Source organism: Campylobacter insulaenigrae NCTC 12927 (genome assembly GCF_000816185.1).
GTDB classification, from domain to species: Bacteria; Campylobacterota; Campylobacteria; order Campylobacterales; family Campylobacteraceae; genus Campylobacter_D; species Campylobacter_D insulaenigrae.
Map to the genome: position 1 here is coordinate 760,290 of NZ_CP007770.1, position 20,027 is coordinate 780,316.

Consider the following 20,027-nt stretch of genomic DNA (forward strand, 5'->3'; position numbering starts at 1 on the left):
ATTAAAATTTCATAATTTAACAAAATTTTTATTTAATTAAATTTGCTGGTAATTCAAAAATATTTTTGATCAAATTATAAGGCAGTTGTATACCTTGACTTAATAGCTGAGTTTGAAATTTTGGATTATCTATGGTTCCTGAAAGTTTAACCAAAGTACTAATTTGTCTATCTTTACCTAAAATAATTTGATTAATAATTGGAACCGCTGAAATAACCGAAGTTGCGGATTTTAGAGTTCTTAATTCTAACAATCCATCAAGTTCAAAATTTCGCAAATTTATCTTAATTTTTCCAAATACATCAGCACTATCCCCATTAAAACTTAATGCGTCAATATCAAATAAATCTTTTTTTCTGCTAAAACTTATACCAGCATTTTCTATATTAAAACCTTTTTCATTAAAGGTTGGAGCTTTAAAAAGCAACAAGCTAGGAATAGTATCAATAAAACTTAAAAGTTGTTGATGAAATTTTAAATTCTTTAGATAGGTATTTTTAAACAAAAATTTTCCCTTAAAAAAATCTATATTATCACCATCAACATACAAATCAAATTCACCATTTTCGAAAATATCTTCTCCCATGAATGTATTTAAAAAATTGTCATCCATTTTCAAAACTTGAAATTTAATTTTATCTTTATCTAATAACAAATCAAATTTCGCATTATTTTTATTAGCATCTACTTTTAAATAATTTTTTTTAATTTTTGTTTTAAAATTATCAAAAGCTAAAGTTTTATTATAATCTTTAAGTAAAATATCAATATTTTTTGCATAAATATTATATTCGTCAGTATCTTCTAAGGTATTTTTAGCACCTTTTTGCGAAATTAACAAATCGATATTATTTAAAGTAATATTTGTTTCATTATTTTCACTTTGAACTAAAACGACACCACTTTTACTAGTAAGATTAAAATCACCATTTTTAATATCCATACTAAAATTATCATATTCATAAGGATTGTGATTTTTATGCAACAAAAAAGAATCAAAACTTGCATTGTTTAAATCAATTTTAAAATTTTTAAAATCATTTGTATTTATGCTTAACTCTCCATCATAAATATTATTTTTTTGCATAAAATTAGAATATTGTTTAAGTTTTGATAGGTGTGCAATATAGGTTTTTAAACCTTGATTTAAATCAACAAAAATTCCTAATTCATCATTGACTAAAGTAATATTTTGATCAAAGTTTAATTCTATATCTAAATTTTTATTGATTAAATTCAAACTTTCATATGGCAATTTTACATAAGAAGCATAAGCATTAACATATCCTTTTTTTTGTTTTAAATTTAAACTTGCATTAAGATCTCCACTGGCAAGTTCACCTTCTATATTTGCATTTTTTATTTCAAGCTTATCTTTTTTAAGATCTATATTAGCTTTTAAAATTTTAAAATCTTTTATATTAATATTAGAATTTGTTATGTTAAATTGTCCATTGTAATCAATTTTTTCAGGGTATTCAAAAGGAAATTTTAATACTAAGTTTGTTTTAGTTTTACCACTATCTTGCAAAAAAGGAACATATATATGATACAAAAGTAAAATTTTATTTACCCTATAATCAACCCTAACATCATCACTTTTGATGTTGATATAAATTCCTGCTTTATTGTTAAGCATATCATAAATATAAACTTGACTTTGAGCTAAATTATAATTATTAAATTTAAGTTCATCAAACTTAAAATCTAATCTTTGCTTATTAAAATCAAGTTTTACAAAAGGACTAGTTATAGGATCAACACCTTCATCCAGAACTATTTTTAAATTATTTACATAACCATTGGCATTAATTTTATCAAGATAGAATCTATTTTTATTAAAATCTATAAAACCGCTAAGTTTCTCTATAAAATAATAATCTGCTTTAACTTTTTGACCAACCCAAATATCTAAATTTGTTGGTAATGTAATTTTATTTTCTTTTAAAATTTTAAAAATTTTTGAAATATCATTAGAACTAACATTACTTAATTCGTAAAAAAGCTCTTCTCTTTTGGAAGATAAATTAACATTACCTTTTAGAAAATCGCTAATAATTTTTCCTTTAAAATTATAAAATTTAGTATTAGGATTGATGATTAAAGCTCCATTCATACTAAGGTTATAATCTTTAAACAAAAAATTATTGATGTTTGCTTGGATATTATTATGTTCTATTTTAACATCAACTTTTACCAATAAATCTTTTCCATCAACAAAAAAGAAATTATTTTTATATAAAAATTTTATAGGATAGTTATTGATATAAAATTCTTTGATATCTATTTCTTCAAAAAACCAATAAATATATTTTAATTCTTTAATGAGATCAATAGCCTTTACTAAAGTTTTTTCATCATCATTATAATTATTTTCTTTAGAATGAATATCTACTTTTTTTACATTTAAAATAAGTTTTTTATCTAATTTAATATATAATTTCTCTAAATTATAAGAATAAAATTCTAATTTCTCGATATGAATTCCAATTTTAAGGTAAATAAACAAAGCAATGAATAATATTATAGGCAAAGTTAAAAATTTAAGAATTTTTTTGATTAGTTGTGATTTGATTTTAATTTTTATTTTATCCATTTTCTTTTACTTACTCTTACCTATTAAAACAAACTCTGTAGTATTTATCCCACAAGGTTCTGTTGCTAAAATTATAACTCAATTAAATAAAAATAATTATAAAATGAGTAGTATTGATAAATATATTTTATATTTTTTAGGTCATCCTCAATCAGGTTGGATAAACATAGGCTTGGCACCTTTAAACAGGGTTGAATTTTTATACAAATTAACCATTGCGAAAGCTGCACTTGAAACTATCACACTAATACCTGGTGAAACAACCGAAATATTTTTCGAACAATTAGCACCAAAACTTGATTTAGATGCTAAGATTTTAATGCAAGAATTTCAAAAGCAAAGTCCATTTAAAGAAGGAATGCTTTTTCCAGAGACTTATAAATTTCCAAAAGGAATCACTGAAGAACTTTTAATCAAATATTTATTGAGTTATTCTACTAACGAATTTAAAAAGATATCTTATAAAATTTTTAGAGAGTATAATGAAAATAAATGGCATAACTATATCATTATAGCATCGATCATACAAAAAGAAGCCGCTAATAATCAAGAAATGCCAATAGTTTCTTCAGTTATTAGAAATCGCTTAAAAAAAGATATGAAATTACAAATGGATGGGACATTAAACTATGGAAAATATTCCCATGAAAAAATAACTCCTCAAAGAATTCGACAAGATGATACTTCTTACAATACCTATAAATTTAATGGAATCCCTAAAGAAGCTGTTTGTAATGTTTCTATTGATGCGATAAAAGCTGCTATTTTCCCAGCTAAAAGTGATTATTTATACTTTGTAAGAGATAAAAAAACAAATAAACACATTTTTTCAACTAATCTCAAAGATCACAATAAAGCCATAAAAAATTAATTATAAAATTTCCCTTTGTCCTTTAGAATCAGGCTCACTTAAAACACCCATTTGAGTGAGTTGTTCTATGATATTAGCAGCGCGATTATAACCTATTTTTAAACGTCTTTGAACATAGGAAATGCTAGTTTTTCTATCTTCTATAACTATAGCTTTAGCTTCTTCATAAAGCTCATCTAGATTTTCATCATTAAAATCACTTCTTCTATTATTTAATTCGGAATTATCATCTTTTAAAAAACTTTCATCATATTCTACAATTTGTTGTTGTTTTAAAAATTCCACTATGTTCTCTATCTCATTTTCACTTGCAAATGGAGCATGCAAACGCACAAGAGAACTTATTCCTGGTGGAGTAAATAAGCAATCTCCTCTACCCAAGAGACTTTCAGCACCCATACTATCAAGTATAACTTTGGAATCTATTTTTTGCCCTACTTTGTATGAAATTCTACTTGGCAAATTTGCTTTAACAACACCAGTAACCACATCAACAGAAGGTCTTTGAGTAGCAACAATAAGATGAATACCACTTGCTCTTGCCATTTGCGCTAAACGTCCTATGTAAAATTCTACATCTTTGCCAGCTGTCATCATTAAATCAGCAAGTTCATCAATAATCACGACGATAAAAGGTAAAATTTCTCCACCTTGATCTTTAATTTTTTCATTGTAATTTTCGATATTTTTAGTTTTTGCTTCTGCCATTAAACGATATCTTCTTTCCATTTCAGCTACCATATTAGACAAAGCATTTACCGCTTTCTTAGGATCAGTAATTACAGGAGTAAGCAAATGCGGTATATCATTATAAATACTAAATTCAAGCATTTTAGGATCAATCATCATAAGTCTTAAAGTTTTTGGAGAATTTCTATAAAGTAAAGACAAAAGCATAGAGTTTATTCCTACACTTTTACCACTTCCTGTAGTTCCTGCTATTAAAAGATGGGGAAGTTTTTTAAGATCCGTAACGAAAGGATCTCCTACTATATCTTTTCCTAAAGCTATAGTTAAAGGAGAGTTTGAATTTTTAAAAACATTACTTTCTAAAACTTCTCTTAAGTAAATAGTTTCTATTCTTTCATTTGGAACTTCTATACCAACTACATCTTTACCAGGGATAGGCGCTTGAATTCTTATAGTTTGTGCTTTTAAAGCCATTGCTAAATCATCTTGCAAAGATAAAATTTTACTTACTTTTACATCAGCAGCTGGTCTAAATTCAAAAGTTGTTACAACAGGACCAGTGTAGGTTCTAACAACATCTCCACCAATTTTAAATCGTCTTAATTTTTCTAATAAATCATATATTTTTCTATCAATTTCTTCTTCATTAATTTCATTTTTACCTTCACTTGGCATAGATAAAAAATCTAAAGGTGGCAAGATAAAATCTTGTGGTTTTTCACAAACTCCAAATTCAAGTTCTTTTAATAGAGCTTTATTTTCACTTAATCCATCTATTATAGAATGGTGACGTAAGTTCTCTTTTTCTTTTTCTTGTTTTTCCATAACAAAATATTCTTCAGAAATCATAATTTCTTCTTTTTCTTCAGAGAAAAAATCATCTTTCTCTTTTTTAGCTCTAAGTTCATCGATACTTATAGGTTTTGCAAAAGCTTCTTCGCTAAAATCAAGCTCTTTAACTTCACTTTGTGGAAAAAAATATTCATCTTTAAATTCTTTTATTTCTTTTGTTTCTTCACTGCCTAAAAAATTTGTTTTACCTTTGATTTTATTAAATTCAATTTCTTTTTGTGCTTCGATTGCATTTAACTCTTCTATTCTTTTAAAATCCTCACTTAATTCTTCTAAGATTTTTTCTTTTTGTAAGGCTTTATACTCTTCAAGCAATCTAGTCTTTTTAAGCATTTCTTCTCTTTGTTTTAATTCTTTTGCAAAAAAAGAATCTTCTTGAACTTCTTTCTCATCTTCTACATCTATATTCCGTCTTTTATAACTTGGCTCATCTAAATTTTTACTTTTTAAAATTTGAGTATATATATCTTCGCTTTTATTTTTATACTTCGATAAATATTCTTCAGGCGTCATTTCTTCTTCCTTTGTATTTATTTTACTAGCCTTTTGCATGAAATTTGCCACAGGCTCAGAAAGTTCATGTATAAAACTAGAACTCATATTTTTTTCATCATCATTTATCACAAATTCATCTAAATTTTGATTTTTTAATTCCTCTAAACTAAATTTCTTTTCTTCTAACGGATCTTCTTTCACCACATTTTCTTTTTTTAAATTTATTTCAACTTCTCTTTCTTTTATCAGCAATTCTTGTTTAAGTTTTTCTTGCTCTTCTTTGGTTTCATCTTGGTATTTATCACCACCAAAAAATCCAAAAATCTTATTTTTAATCAATGTTTCAAGTTTTACATAAAAATCAAAATCAATTTCTATCTTAAAAAATTCTTTTAAAATTTGCGGGTAAGTTATACTAAAAGCAAAAGACAAAAGCAGTATTATCAAAATAACTGAACCTACTTTTCCAAAAAGTCCATTGAGTATCAAAAACATTGCAGAAGCTATATAACCTTTATCTTGTAAAAACATTGCACCAAATATCAATAAAGCAATAACACAAGAAATCACAGCAATACTATGTCTACGTTTTATGAAATCTAACTTATAATCATTTTTATAAAACAAGTAATTAAACCAAAATAAAGTAAAGGGATAAAATTTGGTTAAAGATCCAAACAAAAAATAACTAAGTCGTGCTACAAAATACCCTAGCATACTTACCAAAGACTTCTCAGGTATCAAGGCACTAAAACAAAAATACAAAATCAAAAGATTAGAAATTACAAAAATAGCCTCTTTTTTTATAGCAAATCCTTTAAAATAAAAAGGCTATTATATCAAAATTACAATTACATATAGTTTAACAAACTCATTTGAGAAATTTTAGCTGTTGCCGAAAGCATTGCTTGATAAGACACCATTGATTGCATAAATTGCATATAAGTTTCTCCATAATCAGCATCAGTTACACCGCTTTTAATAGTAGATACATTTACATTTAAAAAAGTCATTCTTTTGTTAGTTTCTTCTATAGAATTCGTATATGCTCCTATGGTTGTATGTGTTTTTCTCACATGTTCTTGTAAATGATCAATTCTTGCTAGTGCACCTTGTAATCCAGTATTTCTAGGATCTTTACCTTCAGAATCTGCTCTCATAGTGCCATTTAAAACTGCATCTATCATCTCATCTAAATCTTTAACTAAATCTACATTAGGATCATCAATAGTCAAAGAATTATTAGCACTAAAGGTAAAACTTGATCCAGGTCTTACTTGTCCAGGAGGATTTGAAGGTGGAAAATTAGCATTTGAATTAGTATCTTTCATAGTTAAACCAATGTTTGTATTGGTTGAAAATTTATCACTGATACTGATTCTTCCTTTGTAATCCATACTTACTTCAACAAAATCTTTTGAATTGGATATGTTTTGTTGAATAGTTTGAAAATCGTTATTATTTAAGGTGCCATTGGCATTTGCATTAATAGTCGCATTTGGCACATTATCACTTGCAAACATACCTAAAATATCATTTAATTGTTTATAAGTAATATCTTGAGGATTAGTAACAACACCTGTGGTAGTCCCATTTGCTTCATTGTATTGGGAATGAGTTATAGGAAAGTTTATAGTTTGACCAGCATTATTAGTATAACTTACTGTAGAAGTTTCCAAATTTATATTTACATTATAAGTCCTGCCACTTTTAGAAGTAATATTCATTTGAAGCTCTTGTCCTGCCATGCTTCCATTAGCATTAGCTATTACTTCGCTTAATTTTGTCTCATCGCTTGCATATTGGCTTGTTCCTCTAATAACTTGAGAAACATTTCCAAAGACTTTATTGCCATCTTTTTCAAAAGCTACATCAAAATCTTTTCCATTAGTTTTATTACCATTAACATCACTTTTTATAAAATCTGTTTGATGGATATTTAATTGAAAATTTTGATTACCAATAGTTATATTTACGGGATTAGTGATATTATTCAAATTTCCATTAGGAGCAGCTTGTCGCATTATCTCATTAGCAAGTCGATCTTGATCCCATCCAGCTGCTCTAGCCGCATCTTGTAACTGTTGAAGTTGTGCTTTGTCTGTCACTTGCGGGGTTAAAGCAACAGCGTGAAAATCTAAAGAACTATTTCCTTCTTTTAAATTCTTAATCTCGATCTGACCGCTATCATTTATAGTAACATCTACAAGTTTATTTGCATCTGTATTACCATAAAGTTTACCTATATTTTCTAAAACATCACCGATTTTATCTTCAGGACCTATGTTTAGAGTAGCTTTAAAACTTGTTCCATCAGGTTTTACACCTTGAACATACATAGAAGATTTTGGAAAAGGAAGTTTGGTGCTCTCGTATTCAAAATCCTTGTCTATATCAAGCTTACCACCTGCGACATAATTTTGACCTATAAGATGAGAAAATTTAGAATCTCCATTTAAATACTTCTTATCGCTAGGACTATTTTTTACATCATATCTATTATCTATCAAAGAAACATTAGTAGAAATAACTTTTTTTATATTGCTATCTGGTTTAAAAAACAAATCCCAACCAGGTACATTATAAGGTATTTCAGTCCCTGAACCGCTTACGACAAAGATATTATCTTTATTTCCGCTATAATTTCCATTTTTATCAAAAGGTCTTATAGCCGTGTTTGAACCTGCAAAAAGATACTGCCCATTAACACTAGTATTTGCGATATTAACTATAGATTCTTTTACAAGTTTTAATTCTTTTGCTATAGCTTCTCTTGATGTTTGATCATTACCATCACTTGCTGCTTTAGTTAAAAGTACTTTAAATTTTTCCAAAAGCTCAGTAATATTTTTTAAAGCAGTATCTGTATTTTTCGCAATTTCTTGTGCTGATTGAGTTCCTTGAATGATTTGATTAATATTTGCTAATTCGTATTCTAACCTCGAACCATTTATGTAAGTATTTGCATTTTCAAAAGAGTGCTGTATTTGTTGTCCTGTTTGAAGCTGAAGATTATATTTGTTTAGCATAGCCTGACCATCTGTATAACCTTGTATCGATGTGTAGAAGTTGTATTGATTACTTATTCTCATATTAAACTCCGTGCAAATTTTTATTAAAAATATAAGCAAAAAAAGTTCCAAACTAGGACAATAATTTGATATTTTTTTGCTATTATTGTATTTTATATTATTTTAAAAATAAATTAATATAATTTCAATTCTTTCTTCAAAGAAGCCCGAGTGGTGAAACTGGTAGACGCGCCAGACTCAAAATCTGGTAAGGGCAACCTTGTGTCGGTTCGAGTCCGACCTCGGGCACCATTTGTTTTTTACTCTCAAGTGTTATTTTTTAATAAATTGTCTTTAAAGTCTTATAGTTAAGGACTTATATAAGCATTCTTTTTTATTCTATTTTGTTATTTTTTGTGTTAAAATATTACAAAAAAAGTGGGTTACTTTTAAAAAAGTGGGCTACTAAATGGGTTACTTTTTACAATAATACAAAGAATAAAAATGGCAAAAATTAATAAACTTACAGATAGTTTCTTAAAAAGCGTAAAATGTGATAATGGTAAAAAATTTATAAAATTTAGTGATCCTAGCATAAAAGGATTATATGTTTTTGTTTATCCTAGTGGTAGAAAACTATTTAAAACAAGACAAGCTAATGATACTTATATAACACTTGGGGAATACCCCTTGCTTTCCCTAGCAGAGCTTAGAGAAATAGCTATAAATTCGCACAAACTAAAAGCCAAGGGTCAAAACATAAGCAATGCGAAAAGATTGAAATTTGGCATATTATATGATGAAGTATTAGAAAATGCAAGAAAGAGTAATTTAGCAGCGAAAACAATCCAAAGAGGACTAAGCTATAAAGAAGGTATTTTTAAATCTTTAGAATATAAAAATATTAATGATATAAAAAGAGTAGATATTGTTAATATTTTAAAGACCATAGAGCATAAAAGCGCTACGCTTCAAAAAGCAAAGATATGGATAAATAAAGTATTTGAATATGCTTTGCAACTTGAGCTCATAGAAAACAATCCTGTAGCTTCTATCAAAAATAATATTGTATTTAAAAAACCAAATCAGGTTATACACCAACCTACCCTATTAGATGAATCTGATATTAAAGAATATATAAACACTCTAATTCACTCAGATATCAAGCAAAGTCATAAAAATTTAATGCTTTTTATACTTTTAACAGCTCAAAGACCTGGCAATGTTATAAAAGCTACTTGGGATGAGATAGATTTTAAAAATGAAATTTGGACTATATCAGCTCAAAAAATGAAAATGCGTAAAGAGCATAATATAGCATTAAGCAAACAAGCTATAAGTATATTAAAAAATCAATATGCGATTAAAGTCAATGATTATGTTTTTGCTGGTACTTCTAAAAAGGATGTAATAGTGAAAATATCACATGCAATACCAATAAACGCTTAGGATATAAAGGAATTCAAAGCGCACATGGATTTCGTGCTATGTTTAGAAGCATTGCAAACGAAAAGCAATTAGAACATGGAGTAAGTATGGATATAGCAGAGCAATGCTTAGCTCATGAGCAAAAAAATGCAATATTAAAAGCTTATAATAGAAGTAAAAATATAGAATTAAAAAGAAGATTAATGCAGTGGTGGGGAGATTATATAGAAAAACTTGCAGGAAAGCTTAGCTAACCTTGCAATATTTTATCCAATCATCGATTTCTTTCTTTTCATACATTAAAACTTTTCCTACTCTAACACCCTTTGGAAAGTTATAAATGGCTTGATTTTTTCTCATTCTCATTTTTCTTATCCTATCAACACTAAAACCCAAATATTGTGCAACTTCTTTTGTACTTAATAATTTCATATTAATCCTTTTTTATATTTGTTTCTAAATTTAATGATTTTATAATAGCTATTTGTTCTTCATAGCTCAAAGAATGGGATATTAAAATTTAATATTTTCAAATTCAAAGCGATTATAAGAAACCCTTGTATCTACAACCTTTATACATATTTTTTTAAGCTCAAAATCAAGCCAAGCTTCTATCTTCCAATAACATTCTATTTCTTTTTTCAAAGAGTTGTTTCCATAAGAAAAAGAAAGATCATCTTGTACAGAAAGAAATTCTTTAAGCATTATCATTAATTGATTTTTTGTTTCTTCTAAATGTTCTTCTATCAATTTTCTTTGTTTTGAAAATTCTTTCATCATTTTTAGCATTTTGTATCCTTTATATGTAATCTTTTATTGAATTTATCTTTCAAAAGTTGATAATTATATTTTGTTAAATCATCAAGCCTTCGTTTTGTTTCACCTATGATGTTTTTTGTAAGATTTTCACTCCATAAAGCAAAATCTAATTCATTAAAAACTACTAAGCCGTATTTAGCTAGTTCTTTTTGTAAAAGTCTTAAATTTTCTTCATTGCTAAAATCCTTTCTTCTTTTTAAAACCTCTAATGCACCTTTACAAATATCTAACTCATCTTTTGTTTGGATTAAATCATATTTTAAAGCTTTAATTTGATTTTTGAAATTAGTTTTTTGTTGTTTTAATTGAGATTTATAACCTAAGCTTTGATGAAAAGCTAACTTTTGCATTTGCTCTTGTTCTAAGTTTTTAAGTTTTTCTTTCATTTGATAAAAAGCAAAAACTAAAATTTTTTTAGCATTTCTTACACTTTCACTATTTTTCATGTAAGTTAAAAGTAGCGTTGCCTGTTGTTCGTTTAAGAAATAAATCTTTTTATAGTTTTTAACATTTTTTGAATTTATAATAAGTTGGTTTTCAAACTCTAATATTCCAAATTCTTCCAAATCTGCCTTATAAATTCTAATTAACTTTTGGATAGAGTTTTCGTTGTTGTTGGTTAATGTTGAAATATCATTTTGTGTAGTAACTAATGCTCCATTATGGTTTGTAACTAAATCGTTCATAAAATCGTCCTTTTGTCTTATTTTCGTTTTTTTATTATAATAATAAACGATTTTAAGATAAAAGTCAATAATAATAAACGATTTTTTGAATATTATTTTAAAAAAAGTTCGATTATAGGACGGATTTTAAATCCTACCTATAAAATCTCTTGCTTTTTTAATTGTTTCTAGTATCTCTTTTTGCTGTTTATTTTCTAACATAAGAGTTAATGCTACTTCAGCCATTTTTGGAATTTTACCACTAGCCCAAGTATTTATTGTGGAAGCAGGGACATCTAATTGTCTTCCTAACTCAGCTTGCGTGATATCCAATTCTTTACAAACTTTTTTAACAATGTTTTCTTTTGTATTCATCGCAAAATGCCATTCTATACAATAAAGATTTTCATCTGTTTTAGGGTTTTTAAAAATTATATGATTTCCTCCATTATGATAAAAGGGTTTAAAACCTAATATATTTGTTATTTGTGGTAAAATCTCACCAATGATTTCTTTTTCACTACCTCTTTTTATTTTGGTGTTTAGTAAAATTTTATCTTTAAGCGTTCCATTTATGACTATTCTTTCGTTTGTTATGCTATCTAATTTATAAACATCTAATCCCATTATTTCTCCTTGTCTTTAAACAAACTTTGCTCTTGTACACAATTAGGCTCAACAACACCTTTAATATCTTCTAAAAAATACTCATTTTCTAAAACTTCCAAATTTTTACTAATATAAGTTTTACAAATTAAATTACCTTCTATCATATCTCCATAAGATAGCTTTATTTTTCTATTTTTCAATTTCTTCTTAAAATTTTCATCATTAATTTTGACTTTTATAATCTTGTCGTTAACAATCTCCCATTTACTCTCTCCAGTTAAGTCTGGTTTTTTTATTATAAAGGCACCTTGCATTCTACTTATTTGCTCTTTAACTCCATCAGCTGTTTTTAGGTTATAATCAAATGTCTCATTTATACCATATACTTTTTCTTCAAAAATTATCATAGGTTTATGTTTAAACTCCTTTGCTTTATATGTTAAATCTGATACACAACTTAATAAATCGGCTTCATTATTGTTATATCCAAAATTTTTTAAATCACTTTCTTCTATAATGTCTTTGTATTTTTTTGGAATATCTGAACATTGCTTTGCTTGTATCTTCTCTAAAATCATCTTTTTAGATTTTATAAGTAGATCAGCAAATAATTCTTTTGGATTATTTACATAGTGTTTGATATCTTCATCACTTATTTTGCTAAGTTTTTCAACAATCCATATTTTTATAGAACCTTTATCTATGGATTTAATTTGAATATTTACATCAACTTCTACACTAAAAATAGACACTAAAGAATTATTTAACTTATCAATACTTAATAAAAAATCTGTAATTTTTTGGAAAAATAATGTAGCGTTTTCTTCGTCAAGATATTCAAATTTTAACTCATAGGTTTGTTCTATCATAACACTCCTTTTTTTATATTTTTTAATTTTTTAATTCGCCAAGTTCTTTATAAGTTAAGTTTCTTTCCTTGCAAAATTGTTTTAATTCTTCACTTGTCATTTTTCTCCTTTATATAAAACTTATTCTACATTTAATATAACAATTTCTTTGATTTTATTATATTCTTTTACTATTCTTAGTTTTAGTTTTGCTTCTTGTTCTTGTATGCTAGATTTGGCAAGTTTCATTCTAGCGTTAACATCTATTATATCTGCATTAGCCCAATGAGTTTTACCGTCTAAAATTATTTTAAATTTTTTCTTGTCATTTGTTTTTTCAAAACCTAAAATTTTAAAATTTCCTTCAACATCTTCTGTTTGTGTGGTGTCTTCTATTTCTTTAAAGTTGTAATCTTCTTTATTTTGATTAGTAATAACATCATTTCCTAAACTAAAGCTAGCTTTTTCATCATCTTTTAGTATTTTAACCAATGTTGTCTTTGGAGCATTGCAAGCATTTTGTAATTCTTTATTTTTGGCGATTTCGGCTATAATTCTTCCACCTTCATTTCTACTTTTTATCTCTTCTATTTTTTCATTATGAGTTAAAAATTTTCCAAATGCCCAACAACCTCCAATAATTAATGCTATTATAGTTAAGAGAATAAGCTGATCTTGACTTTCCATATCTTTAATCACTCCTAATAAATTTGTTAAAAGCTCGTCTGTTTTGATTTCTAAGCTACCTTCTCCTAAATAAAAACGAATTAATTTATTTTTATCAATACCATCAATTCCAAAATCCTTTTTTAATATATCAGCAACTCTATAAAAACTATCTTGGTAAGAAGCAATTACTCTTGCAATTTCTGCATCTATATATCCTATATTATAATCCTCAAATCTCCCACCCTGCAACTTAATAGTATGTTGTATTGTGCCAACTTCTGTTATTTTAACATTTTCTCCATTTGAAAGTTTTTCAAAAATCGTAAGCAAATCATCAATTGAATTTATTGATAAGCCCATTTTTCTCTCCATAATTTAAGTTTTTTAATTTTACCAAAACTTTACTGAGACAAATAAACTTCTTTATATAATACTTAAACATAATCTTATTTGCACTTTTAAAAAAATCTTTTTTTTAATTTCAAATCACAACCTTTAATATTTTGCATTTCATTCCTCTTTGTTTTCTTGATTAAAAGGATTTGGCTCTTTCATTTGTTCAAGCTCTCTTATAGCTGTTTTTAAACTTTCCTTATATTCTTTAATAGTTGAATTTAAAGAACTTCTTTCATACTCTGCATGTTCTATAGCTTTATATAAAGATATAATCTTCATAGATAGTTCTTTCAACTCACTTTGATCATTCATATTTTCCATTTTTACTCCTTTTTATAATATCCTCTAGCATATCCAATCCCTTTTGAAGCCTTTGTCTTTCTTCTGTTGTTCTTGAACTAAGCTCTTTAGTATTTTTAGAACAAATATCATAAAACACAAAGTCAATACGCTTGTAAAATTCTATTTTTTTCTTATATTCAATTCTTAGATCATTTTTAATGACTTCTTTATTTTTTTCAAACAAAGCTATAGCAAAAGGATTGTCAAAGTAAAAACACAACATCCTTTCTTCTGCACTATAAATAATCCTTGCTTCTTTTAAACTATGTTTTAAATCTGTTTTTAAACATGCACGAGCTAATTCATTCGCTTCAATTATATGTGTTGGCTTACTCATACAGCCTCCTTTAATGCATATGGTTTTATATCTTTTGCCCATCTTGGATTTATTAAATATTTTGTTTGTTTAATAAGTAGCACTTCTTTTGTAAAATTGTCAGTTTTATCAAGCAAAGCTATAAAGTCATATATAAAATCTAAAGCATCATAAATATGTTTATGTTGAATGTATTTTAAAAATTTATCTCTTAGTTTGAAAGTTAATTCTAATCTTTTCCAGCCTTTAAATTCTTCTTTAATTTTTTCTTTATGATAACTAGTCTGCTTTTCATATTTATCATAAATCAAAATTCTATCAAGGTTAAAAAACTTACTATGTACTTTATTTACATAAAGAGACTTTTTGTAAAAAATCATTTCTCCATTAAGTTCTTTTTCATATGAAAATTCACGTAAAGCATCTTCATATTTTCTTAAAGAAGTATTTTCATCAAAAAAATCACAAGATATATCAAAACTATAAGCTTTAAATCTTTTAACCATTTTGCTTAAAATTTTATACACATCACCCATCACACTTTTGCTAGGTTGAAAAAGTCCATTGAATTGCACTTCTACATAATAGTCTTTTTTCTTTTTATTTTTTCTAGCAAGCTCATGAGTATCTTTTGAATTTTCTATTATTATTATGGTATTTGAAAGACTTTTATTTCTAGGTTTTATATTTATATATCTAACTTTAAATTCGTAATACTTATCTTTAGTTTTTATACTTTTGAATTTTTCTTTTGTGTATTTTTCTATAGCTTTATTGCGGTTTGTTTTTCTAAGCTTTGTGTATAAGTCATGTTTTTTAAGAAATTTGTAAAATGCAAATTTCGGGATTACAAATTTAATACTATCAAAACCTATGTTTTGCATTTTATTCCTTTCTTTTTTTTGTTATTTTGCTACCTCATCAAAACCTTTTTTCATAACTAAAGATTTTGAATTTGCTTTTGTAAGTTCAAAACCTTTTGAACTAAGTTCACTAATCAAGCATTCTATTTTCCTTGCTTTTTCTAAAGCTTTATTGTTTTTTTGTATAGGTTTGAAATTCATTTTTATCCTTTTAGCAATTCTTTTGCTTTTATCAAGAGTTTTTTTAAATCATCTAGATTAGATCTTATTTCTTCTTCATCACACTCTTCCATATAATCAACCAACTCTAAGCATTCTTTGTTAATTAAAGCCAAAGCTCTTACATGTTCTATGGCTGTATTTAGTTTTTCTTTAAAAGACATTTTTTTCCTTCTTTATAGTGCTTAAATGAAAGTTAAAAAAGCCACTATATGTGGCTTATTCAAAAATAAAAAGTGTCTAATTGACTAAAATGGAGTTTAACTCCCATTTAAACACTACTTATGCCAAAACATAGGGCCTGCATTCAAAGTTATTTAAACTTTTAGTATTTTGACTATCAACAAAGCTTTTTTAAAAAGCCCACTTTCCCACCTGTCGCCATGGAGTGTGATAAATAAAGAACAAGCTAGCTGTAATCAAGCTAGCTATAAGGAAATTCACTTAAAACCTAGTTTCAAGCTTTTAAAAACCATTTAAACACACTTAAAAAATGTGCTTAATGAGGTTTTTAAGCTACCTCATCAATTTCTTTTAAAATATCTGATATTTCTTGTATGGTTTTTGTTTTTTCTTCTACTAAAGCTATTATTTTTTTATGCTTTAGCTTTAAATCTTTTAATCTCTTAGACAATCTTAAATCCTCATTTAAAAAACCAAGTCTTAAAAGTGCTTTTTCTACTTTAGAATTTGTTACACTTTTATCACTAAGCCAAACTTTTAATGTTTGATTTTTTAAATTGAGTTTTCTTTCTACTTCATCAAAAGTTTTTAGTCCTAATTTTTCTTTAATTTTTTCATTAATACACATTTAATTACCCTCATAATGAACTATGATAGCTTCAAATAAACCATCACTGATAGCTTCAAGCCTTATAAATGCATGCTCATGTAAAAAGCCTAAACTCTCATTAAATTCACTTTCTTTCATATTCATTCGTTTAAAAAGCGCGTCTTTTTTTATAGATTTTTCATCTTTAACTATACTCATAATAGTATTTGCGTATGCACTTATCATTTTGCTTCCTTTATATTTATAACTACGAGTATAATTGATAAGACAACTATAATCACACCAGCTATAATCAAATCTTGCATTATGTATCCTTTTTTATACTTAAGCAAAAAGTTGGTATTCTTTTTGCTAAAAAATAATTATTTTTATGTTTTAAAATTAATTATGTGTAGAATTATAATTCATTTTGAATTAATTGTCAAGTCAAAATATAAAAATATTTTAAAATCAATTCTTTTTGATTTGTAATATTAAATTATTTTTTAAGGATATAGCCGTGGATTATGAAGAAGTTATTAGAATACTAAAAAAAATTGCCAATGCTGATACTATCAAAGATTTAAGCGAAATACTTAATGTAAATTATACTACATTTAACACTTGGGCGGTTAGAGGGGAAATCCCCCTAAAAAGAATCAAAGAATTTTCAGAGAAACTGGGTGTTAATATTGATACAATTATCAACTGGGATATTAATTCTAAAGAGAATGAAAATATCATATTGCAAGGCAAAAACAACTCTGTTAATTTTCCAACTAATAATACTCACATTATGGAAGTAAAAGAAATATTGAAAAAATGGATGCTAGAACAAAACCTGAAAACCTATAAAGAACTAGCAAATTATCTAGGTGTTGCCGCAAATACTATAGATATTTGGAAACAAAGAGGTTATATACCAGAAAAAAATATACTTAAATATACTCAAATGAATATAAATAATACAAGCAATATAGAAAATATAATTAAAATCAGATATTTTCCTAATGTTTACGCTAGTGCAGGTTTTGGCAATGATAATAGTGATGAAAACTTTCAAACTATATACCTTGATAAAAATTTTTTAGTAGAAATATTAGGTATTCCTTATAAGACGCAATATGATATGATAAAAATATTTGGCGATAGCATGGAGCCTTTTATACAAAATGGAAGTTTTGTTATAGTTGATACTAATAAAAATTCACTCGATAAAATCAAAAATGCGGATGTGGCTATTTTTAGATACGATGGTGAATTATTTTGTAAACGCATAAGAAAAAATGTCCTTGATGATGAAATTATCATAAGTAGTGACAATATAGGTTTTGAAGACAAAAAAATCAAAAAATCTGCATTAAAAGATTATGTATTTTTAGGTGTAGTAATTTGTTCGTGTAACACTAAAACATTCTTAAATCAAATAGAAAGGGTTTAAAATGCTTAAAAAGATATTTTTATTAGCGTTATTTACCTCATTGTCTTTTGCAAAGTACACACAATATGAACCGAGTGAAGATTTTGCGAAGTATTTTACTAAACAAAACTGCTCTCAAGTTTTAGATAAATTTTATTATATTAATTGCTATGATTATAACTATAAAGGTACTAAAGCAGTAGCTTATAAATTAGAAGCAGATAATCTAAAAGGAGAACAAATCAAAAAACGCCCACGCTTTGAAGATGATACAAATATACCTAAAAAATATCGCACTACTTGGAATGATTATAAAAATAGTGGTTATGATAGAGGACACACTCTTTCCAATGCTTCTATGAGAAAAACTACTCAAGCCCAAAGAAGTACATTCTTAATGAGTAATATTACTCCACAAAATCCACAAATTAATCAAAAAGTATGGAATAAGATTGAAAAAAGAGAAAGACAAGCAGCTTTAAAGCTTGGAGAAATTGAAGTTTTAAATTTAGTTAATTATGATAGCAACCCACAAAGAATAAAAAATCAAATTGCTATTCCAATCTCTTATATTAAGATTGTAAAAGGTAATAATTTTAAAGAATGTTATAAAGTTCCAAATTATGAAATGGAAAATTTAACTATAAAAAGATATAAGTTTAATTGTGATAAAATATAATTCTGTTATATAAAAAAGGATTTATTATGTTGTCTTTAAATGCCATAAATTTATATGAGGAAATGTTAAAATACGAATTTGTATGGAGTAGTATTAAAAATTCAAGTCTAAAAAAGTTTAAAGATTTACAAATAATACAGCAAGATTTTACTTCTCAAGATACAAAAGAAAAAATACAAGATTTCCTATTGAAATTAGATAAAAAAGACTTCTCTATTTTAACTGAATATAACTATCAATTTCCTAAAAATTTAAAAGATACATATATAAAATCACTTTACTATAAAGGAAATTTAGATTTACTTAGTAAGCCTAGAAAAATCGCCATAGTTGGAGCAAGAAATGCGACAGAAGATGGAATAAAAAGAGCTATAAAATTATCAAAAGAACTATCGAACAAAGGTTTTATAATTGTTTCTGGATTGGCACATGGAATTGATACAGCGGCAATGAAATCTACTCTTAAAAACAATGGAAATCTTATTGGGGTAATAGGTACACCTATTAATGAATATTATCCTATTGAAAACAAAGAACTTCAAGATGAGATAGCAAATAAACATCTTTTAGTAAGTCATGTACCTTTTTATAAATACTCTAAACAGCCATTTTCAACTAAGAAATTTTACTTTCCTGAAAGAAATGCGGTTATGGCTGCAATATCGGATGCTACAGTCATTGTAGAAGCAAGTGAAACGAGTGGAACTTTAACACAAGCTAGAGCTTGTATTGAAATTGGAAGAAAGCTTTTTATATTAAATTCATGCTTTGAAAATGGTTTAAAATGGCCATATACTTACGAAAAAAAAGGTGCAATTAGAGTTAAAAAAATTGAAGATATTTTGGATAACCTATGAAACCTATTAAAGTTGATTTAAATATAGATAGCATCCCTTATCTAAATTTTGATGACGCTTGTTATTATTTTTTAGACTATAAGCCAAATTCCGGTTTCGATGTTAACTCGTTGGTATTTAACTTTAAAAAAGATTTATCATTTAAAAATCATTCATCTTGGTATTATAGAAATGATGCTATTAAAGAATTTGCAAAAATGATAAACAATGCATTTTTAAATATAAATAAAAATATATTCAATATTATTCCAATGCCTACATCAAAGCCAAAGAATTCAACAGAATTTAACAATAGACTAATACAAACTATGGAAGAATTATTAAAATTAGATAGTAGCTATAAAATATTTGATTGTTTTGATGTTCAAAATAACTTAGTACCAGCACATCATAATGGATGTAGAAATCCTAATGATTTAAAACAAGAAATATTATTTAATCCACCAATTCTTTTTGATAAGAACATATTTTTAATAGATGATGTATTAACAACTGGAGGACATTTTAAAGCTTGTAAGAATATCTTATTAGAAAAACTAGATCCAAATATAAATGTAATTGGATTATTTTTAGCAAAAACCGAACACTACTACTAATTTTATAAAATATC

At 26.3% G+C, this 20,027-nt stretch carries 23 protein-coding genes and 1 tRNA gene; 8 read left to right on the top strand and 16 right to left on the bottom strand.

What is annotated here, in order from left to right:
• Positions 1 to 28: 28 nt before the first annotated feature.
• Positions 29 to 2,533 (bottom strand): YhdP family protein, encoded by a 2,505-nt coding sequence (locus tag CINS_RS03975; protein WP_052251964.1) that lies wholly within the window; start codon positions 2,531 to 2,533, stop codon positions 29 to 31.
• Here CINS_RS03975 and mltG point away from each other — a divergent pair.
• Positions 2,514 to 3,467 (top strand): endolytic transglycosylase MltG, encoded by a 954-nt coding sequence (gene mltG / locus CINS_RS03980; RefSeq protein WP_084593984.1) that lies wholly within the window; start codon positions 2,514 to 2,516, stop codon positions 3,465 to 3,467. The genes CINS_RS03975 and mltG overlap by 20 nt on opposite strands.
• On the opposite strand, the gene CINS_RS03985 is transcribed toward mltG, so the two are convergent.
• Positions 3,468 to 5,999: a DNA translocase FtsK gene (locus CINS_RS03985; RefSeq protein ID WP_414973613.1), complete on the bottom strand. Its 2,532-nt coding sequence runs from the start codon at positions 5,997 to 5,999 to the stop codon at positions 3,468 to 3,470.
• A gap of 356 nt (positions 6,000 to 6,355) precedes the next feature.
• On the bottom strand, positions 6,356 to 8,596 hold the full coding sequence (gene flgL, locus CINS_RS03990) for a flagellar hook-associated protein FlgL (protein WP_039650056.1): 2,241 nt from the start codon (positions 8,594 to 8,596) through the stop codon (positions 6,356 to 6,358).
• A 144-nt stretch (positions 8,597 to 8,740) separates the two neighbouring features.
• On the opposite strand from flgL, the gene CINS_RS03995 reads away from it, so the two are divergent.
• The 3 genes from CINS_RS03995 (at position 8,741) to CINS_RS07935 (ending at position 10,197) form a co-directional block, all read left to right on the top strand.
• A tRNA-Leu gene (locus tag CINS_RS03995) sits at positions 8,741 to 8,827 on the top strand.
• 192 nt (positions 8,828 to 9,019) lie between these two features.
• Complete coding sequence (locus CINS_RS04000) at positions 9,020 to 9,964, top strand: tyrosine-type recombinase/integrase (RefSeq protein WP_232012933.1); 945 nt, start codon at positions 9,020 to 9,022, stop codon at positions 9,962 to 9,964.
• Positions 9,965 to 10,002: 38 nt separating this feature from the next.
• Entirely contained in the window at positions 10,003 to 10,197 is a 195-nt protein-coding gene (locus tag CINS_RS07935) for a hypothetical protein (protein WP_232012934.1), read from the top strand.
• Here CINS_RS07935 and CINS_RS04005 read toward each other — a convergent pair.
• The 13 genes from CINS_RS04005 to CINS_RS04060 form a co-directional block, all read right to left on the bottom strand.
• Positions 10,190 to 10,375: a helix-turn-helix transcriptional regulator gene (locus CINS_RS04005; protein ID WP_012661534.1), complete on the bottom strand. Its 186-nt coding sequence runs from the start codon at positions 10,373 to 10,375 to the stop codon at positions 10,190 to 10,192. The two genes, CINS_RS07935 and CINS_RS04005, sit on opposite strands and share 8 nt — an antisense overlap.
• 81 nt (positions 10,376 to 10,456) lie before the next feature.
• Positions 10,457 to 10,732, bottom strand: a complete 276-nt coding sequence (locus tag CINS_RS04010; RefSeq protein ID WP_039650058.1) for a hypothetical protein — start codon at positions 10,730 to 10,732, stop codon at positions 10,457 to 10,459.
• Positions 10,726 to 11,448, bottom strand: coding sequence for a Rha family transcriptional regulator (locus tag CINS_RS07895; protein ID WP_039650062.1), 723 nt, complete (start codon positions 11,446 to 11,448; stop codon positions 10,726 to 10,728). Before CINS_RS07895 ends, CINS_RS04010 begins: the two co-directional genes overlap by 7 nt.
• A 126-nt stretch (positions 11,449 to 11,574) precedes the next feature.
• On the bottom strand, positions 11,575 to 12,054 hold the full coding sequence (locus tag CINS_RS07940) for a helix-turn-helix domain-containing protein (RefSeq protein WP_232012935.1): 480 nt from the start codon (positions 12,052 to 12,054) through the stop codon (positions 11,575 to 11,577).
• A complete protein-coding gene (locus CINS_RS04025) occupies positions 12,054 to 12,905 on the bottom strand; it encodes a hypothetical protein (protein ID WP_039650064.1) in 852 nt (283 codons plus the stop codon). The genes CINS_RS07940 and CINS_RS04025 overlap by 1 nt, the downstream gene beginning before the upstream one ends.
• Positions 12,906 to 13,025: 120 nt before the next feature.
• Positions 13,026 to 13,913: a hypothetical protein gene (locus CINS_RS04030; protein ID WP_039650066.1), complete on the bottom strand. Its 888-nt coding sequence runs from the start codon at positions 13,911 to 13,913 to the stop codon at positions 13,026 to 13,028.
• A gap of 150 nt (positions 13,914 to 14,063) precedes the next feature.
• Positions 14,064 to 14,270: a hypothetical protein gene (locus CINS_RS04035; protein ID WP_039650068.1), complete on the bottom strand. Its 207-nt coding sequence runs from the start codon at positions 14,268 to 14,270 to the stop codon at positions 14,064 to 14,066.
• Positions 14,254 to 14,628: a hypothetical protein gene (locus CINS_RS04040; protein WP_039650071.1), complete on the bottom strand. Its 375-nt coding sequence runs from the start codon at positions 14,626 to 14,628 to the stop codon at positions 14,254 to 14,256. The genes CINS_RS04035 and CINS_RS04040 overlap by 17 nt, the downstream gene beginning before the upstream one ends.
• Positions 14,625 to 15,491: a hypothetical protein gene (locus CINS_RS04045; protein WP_084593985.1), complete on the bottom strand. Its 867-nt coding sequence runs from the start codon at positions 15,489 to 15,491 to the stop codon at positions 14,625 to 14,627. Before CINS_RS04045 ends, CINS_RS04040 begins: the two co-directional genes overlap by 4 nt.
• Before the next feature lie 21 nt (positions 15,492 to 15,512).
• Positions 15,513 to 15,671, bottom strand: coding sequence for a hypothetical protein (locus tag CINS_RS07860; RefSeq protein ID WP_158336217.1), 159 nt, complete (start codon positions 15,669 to 15,671; stop codon positions 15,513 to 15,515).
• A gap of 2 nt (positions 15,672 to 15,673) precedes the next feature.
• Complete coding sequence (locus tag CINS_RS04050) at positions 15,674 to 15,853, bottom strand: hypothetical protein (RefSeq protein WP_039650072.1); 180 nt, start codon at positions 15,851 to 15,853, stop codon at positions 15,674 to 15,676.
• A gap of 347 nt (positions 15,854 to 16,200) precedes the next feature.
• Positions 16,201 to 16,500: a hypothetical protein gene (locus tag CINS_RS04055; RefSeq protein ID WP_052251965.1), complete on the bottom strand. Its 300-nt coding sequence runs from the start codon at positions 16,498 to 16,500 to the stop codon at positions 16,201 to 16,203.
• Positions 16,501 to 16,707: a hypothetical protein gene (locus CINS_RS04060; RefSeq protein WP_039650074.1), complete on the bottom strand. Its 207-nt coding sequence runs from the start codon at positions 16,705 to 16,707 to the stop codon at positions 16,501 to 16,503.
• 274 nt (positions 16,708 to 16,981) lie between these two features.
• On the opposite strand from CINS_RS04060, the gene CINS_RS04065 reads away from it, so the two are divergent.
• Genes CINS_RS04065 through CINS_RS04080 form a run of 4 tightly spaced genes read left to right on the top strand, consistent with a single transcriptional unit; the run spans position 16,982 to position 20,013 of the window.
• Complete coding sequence (locus CINS_RS04065) at positions 16,982 to 17,902, top strand: LexA family transcriptional regulator (protein WP_039650076.1); 921 nt, start codon at positions 16,982 to 16,984, stop codon at positions 17,900 to 17,902.
• A 1-nt stretch (position 17,903) separates the two neighbouring features.
• On the top strand, positions 17,904 to 18,560 hold the full coding sequence (locus tag CINS_RS04070) for a DNA/RNA endonuclease G (RefSeq protein WP_039650078.1): 657 nt from the start codon (positions 17,904 to 17,906) through the stop codon (positions 18,558 to 18,560).
• Between the two features lie 26 nt (positions 18,561 to 18,586).
• Complete coding sequence (locus tag CINS_RS04075) at positions 18,587 to 19,417, top strand: DNA-processing protein DprA (protein ID WP_039650080.1); 831 nt, start codon at positions 18,587 to 18,589, stop codon at positions 19,415 to 19,417.
• Complete coding sequence (locus CINS_RS04080; protein ID WP_039650083.1) at positions 19,414 to 20,013, top strand: phosphoribosyltransferase; 600 nt, start codon at positions 19,414 to 19,416, stop codon at positions 20,011 to 20,013. Before CINS_RS04075 ends, CINS_RS04080 begins: the two co-directional genes overlap by 4 nt.
• The last annotated feature ends 14 nt before the right edge of the window (positions 20,014 to 20,027 follow it).

Bases quoted from the DNA above. Each gene is read 5' to 3' on its own strand.
- CINS_RS04030 (WP_039650066.1), bottom strand. From the start codon at position 13,913: ATGGGCTTATCAATAAATTCAATTGATGATTTGCTTACGATTTTTGAA.
- CINS_RS07940 (WP_232012935.1), bottom strand. From the start codon at position 12,054: ATGGGATTAGATGTTTATAAATTAGATAGCATAACAAACGAAAGAATA.
- CINS_RS04055 (WP_052251965.1), bottom strand. From the start codon at position 16,500: ATGTGTATTAATGAAAAAATTAAAGAAAAATTAGGACTAAAAACTTTT.
- CINS_RS04000 (WP_232012933.1), top strand. From the start codon at position 9,020: ATGGCAAAAATTAATAAACTTACAGATAGTTTCTTAAAAAGCGTAAAA.
- CINS_RS07935 (WP_232012934.1), top strand. From the start codon at position 10,003: ATGTTTAGAAGCATTGCAAACGAAAAGCAATTAGAACATGGAGTAAGT.
- CINS_RS03985 (WP_414973613.1), bottom strand. From the start codon at position 5,999: ATGTTTTTGATACTCAATGGACTTTTTGGAAAAGTAGGTTCAGTTATT.
- CINS_RS04080 (WP_039650083.1), top strand. From the start codon at position 19,414: ATGAAACCTATTAAAGTTGATTTAAATATAGATAGCATCCCTTATCTA.
- CINS_RS04005 (WP_012661534.1), bottom strand. From the start codon at position 10,375: ATGAAATTATTAAGTACAAAAGAAGTTGCACAATATTTGGGTTTTAGT.
- CINS_RS04035 (WP_039650068.1), bottom strand. From the start codon at position 14,270: ATGGAAAATATGAATGATCAAAGTGAGTTGAAAGAACTATCTATGAAG.
- CINS_RS04050 (WP_039650072.1), bottom strand. From the start codon at position 15,853: ATGTCTTTTAAAGAAAAACTAAATACAGCCATAGAACATGTAAGAGCT.
- CINS_RS04025 (WP_039650064.1), bottom strand. From the start codon at position 12,905: ATGATAGAACAAACCTATGAGTTAAAATTTGAATATCTTGACGAAGAA.
- CINS_RS07895 (WP_039650062.1), bottom strand. From the start codon at position 11,448: ATGAACGATTTAGTTACAAACCATAATGGAGCATTAGTTACTACACAA.
- CINS_RS04010 (WP_039650058.1), bottom strand. From the start codon at position 10,732: ATGCTAAAAATGATGAAAGAATTTTCAAAACAAAGAAAATTGATAGAA.
- CINS_RS04045 (WP_084593985.1), bottom strand. From the start codon at position 15,491: ATGCAAAACATAGGTTTTGATAGTATTAAATTTGTAATCCCGAAATTT.
- CINS_RS07860 (WP_158336217.1), bottom strand. From the start codon at position 15,671: ATGAATTTCAAACCTATACAAAAAAACAATAAAGCTTTAGAAAAAGCA.
- CINS_RS04040 (WP_039650071.1), bottom strand. From the start codon at position 14,628: ATGAGTAAGCCAACACATATAATTGAAGCGAATGAATTAGCTCGTGCA.
- flgL (WP_039650056.1), bottom strand. From the start codon at position 8,596: ATGAGAATAAGTAATCAATACAACTTCTACACATCGATACAAGGTTAT.
- mltG (WP_084593984.1), top strand. From the start codon at position 2,514: ATGAATAATATTATAGGCAAAGTTAAAAATTTAAGAATTTTTTTGATT.
- CINS_RS04070 (WP_039650078.1), top strand. From the start codon at position 17,904: ATGCTTAAAAAGATATTTTTATTAGCGTTATTTACCTCATTGTCTTTT.
- CINS_RS04075 (WP_039650080.1), top strand. From the start codon at position 18,587: ATGTTGTCTTTAAATGCCATAAATTTATATGAGGAAATGTTAAAATAC.
- CINS_RS04060 (WP_039650074.1), bottom strand. From the start codon at position 16,707: ATGATAAGTGCATACGCAAATACTATTATGAGTATAGTTAAAGATGAA.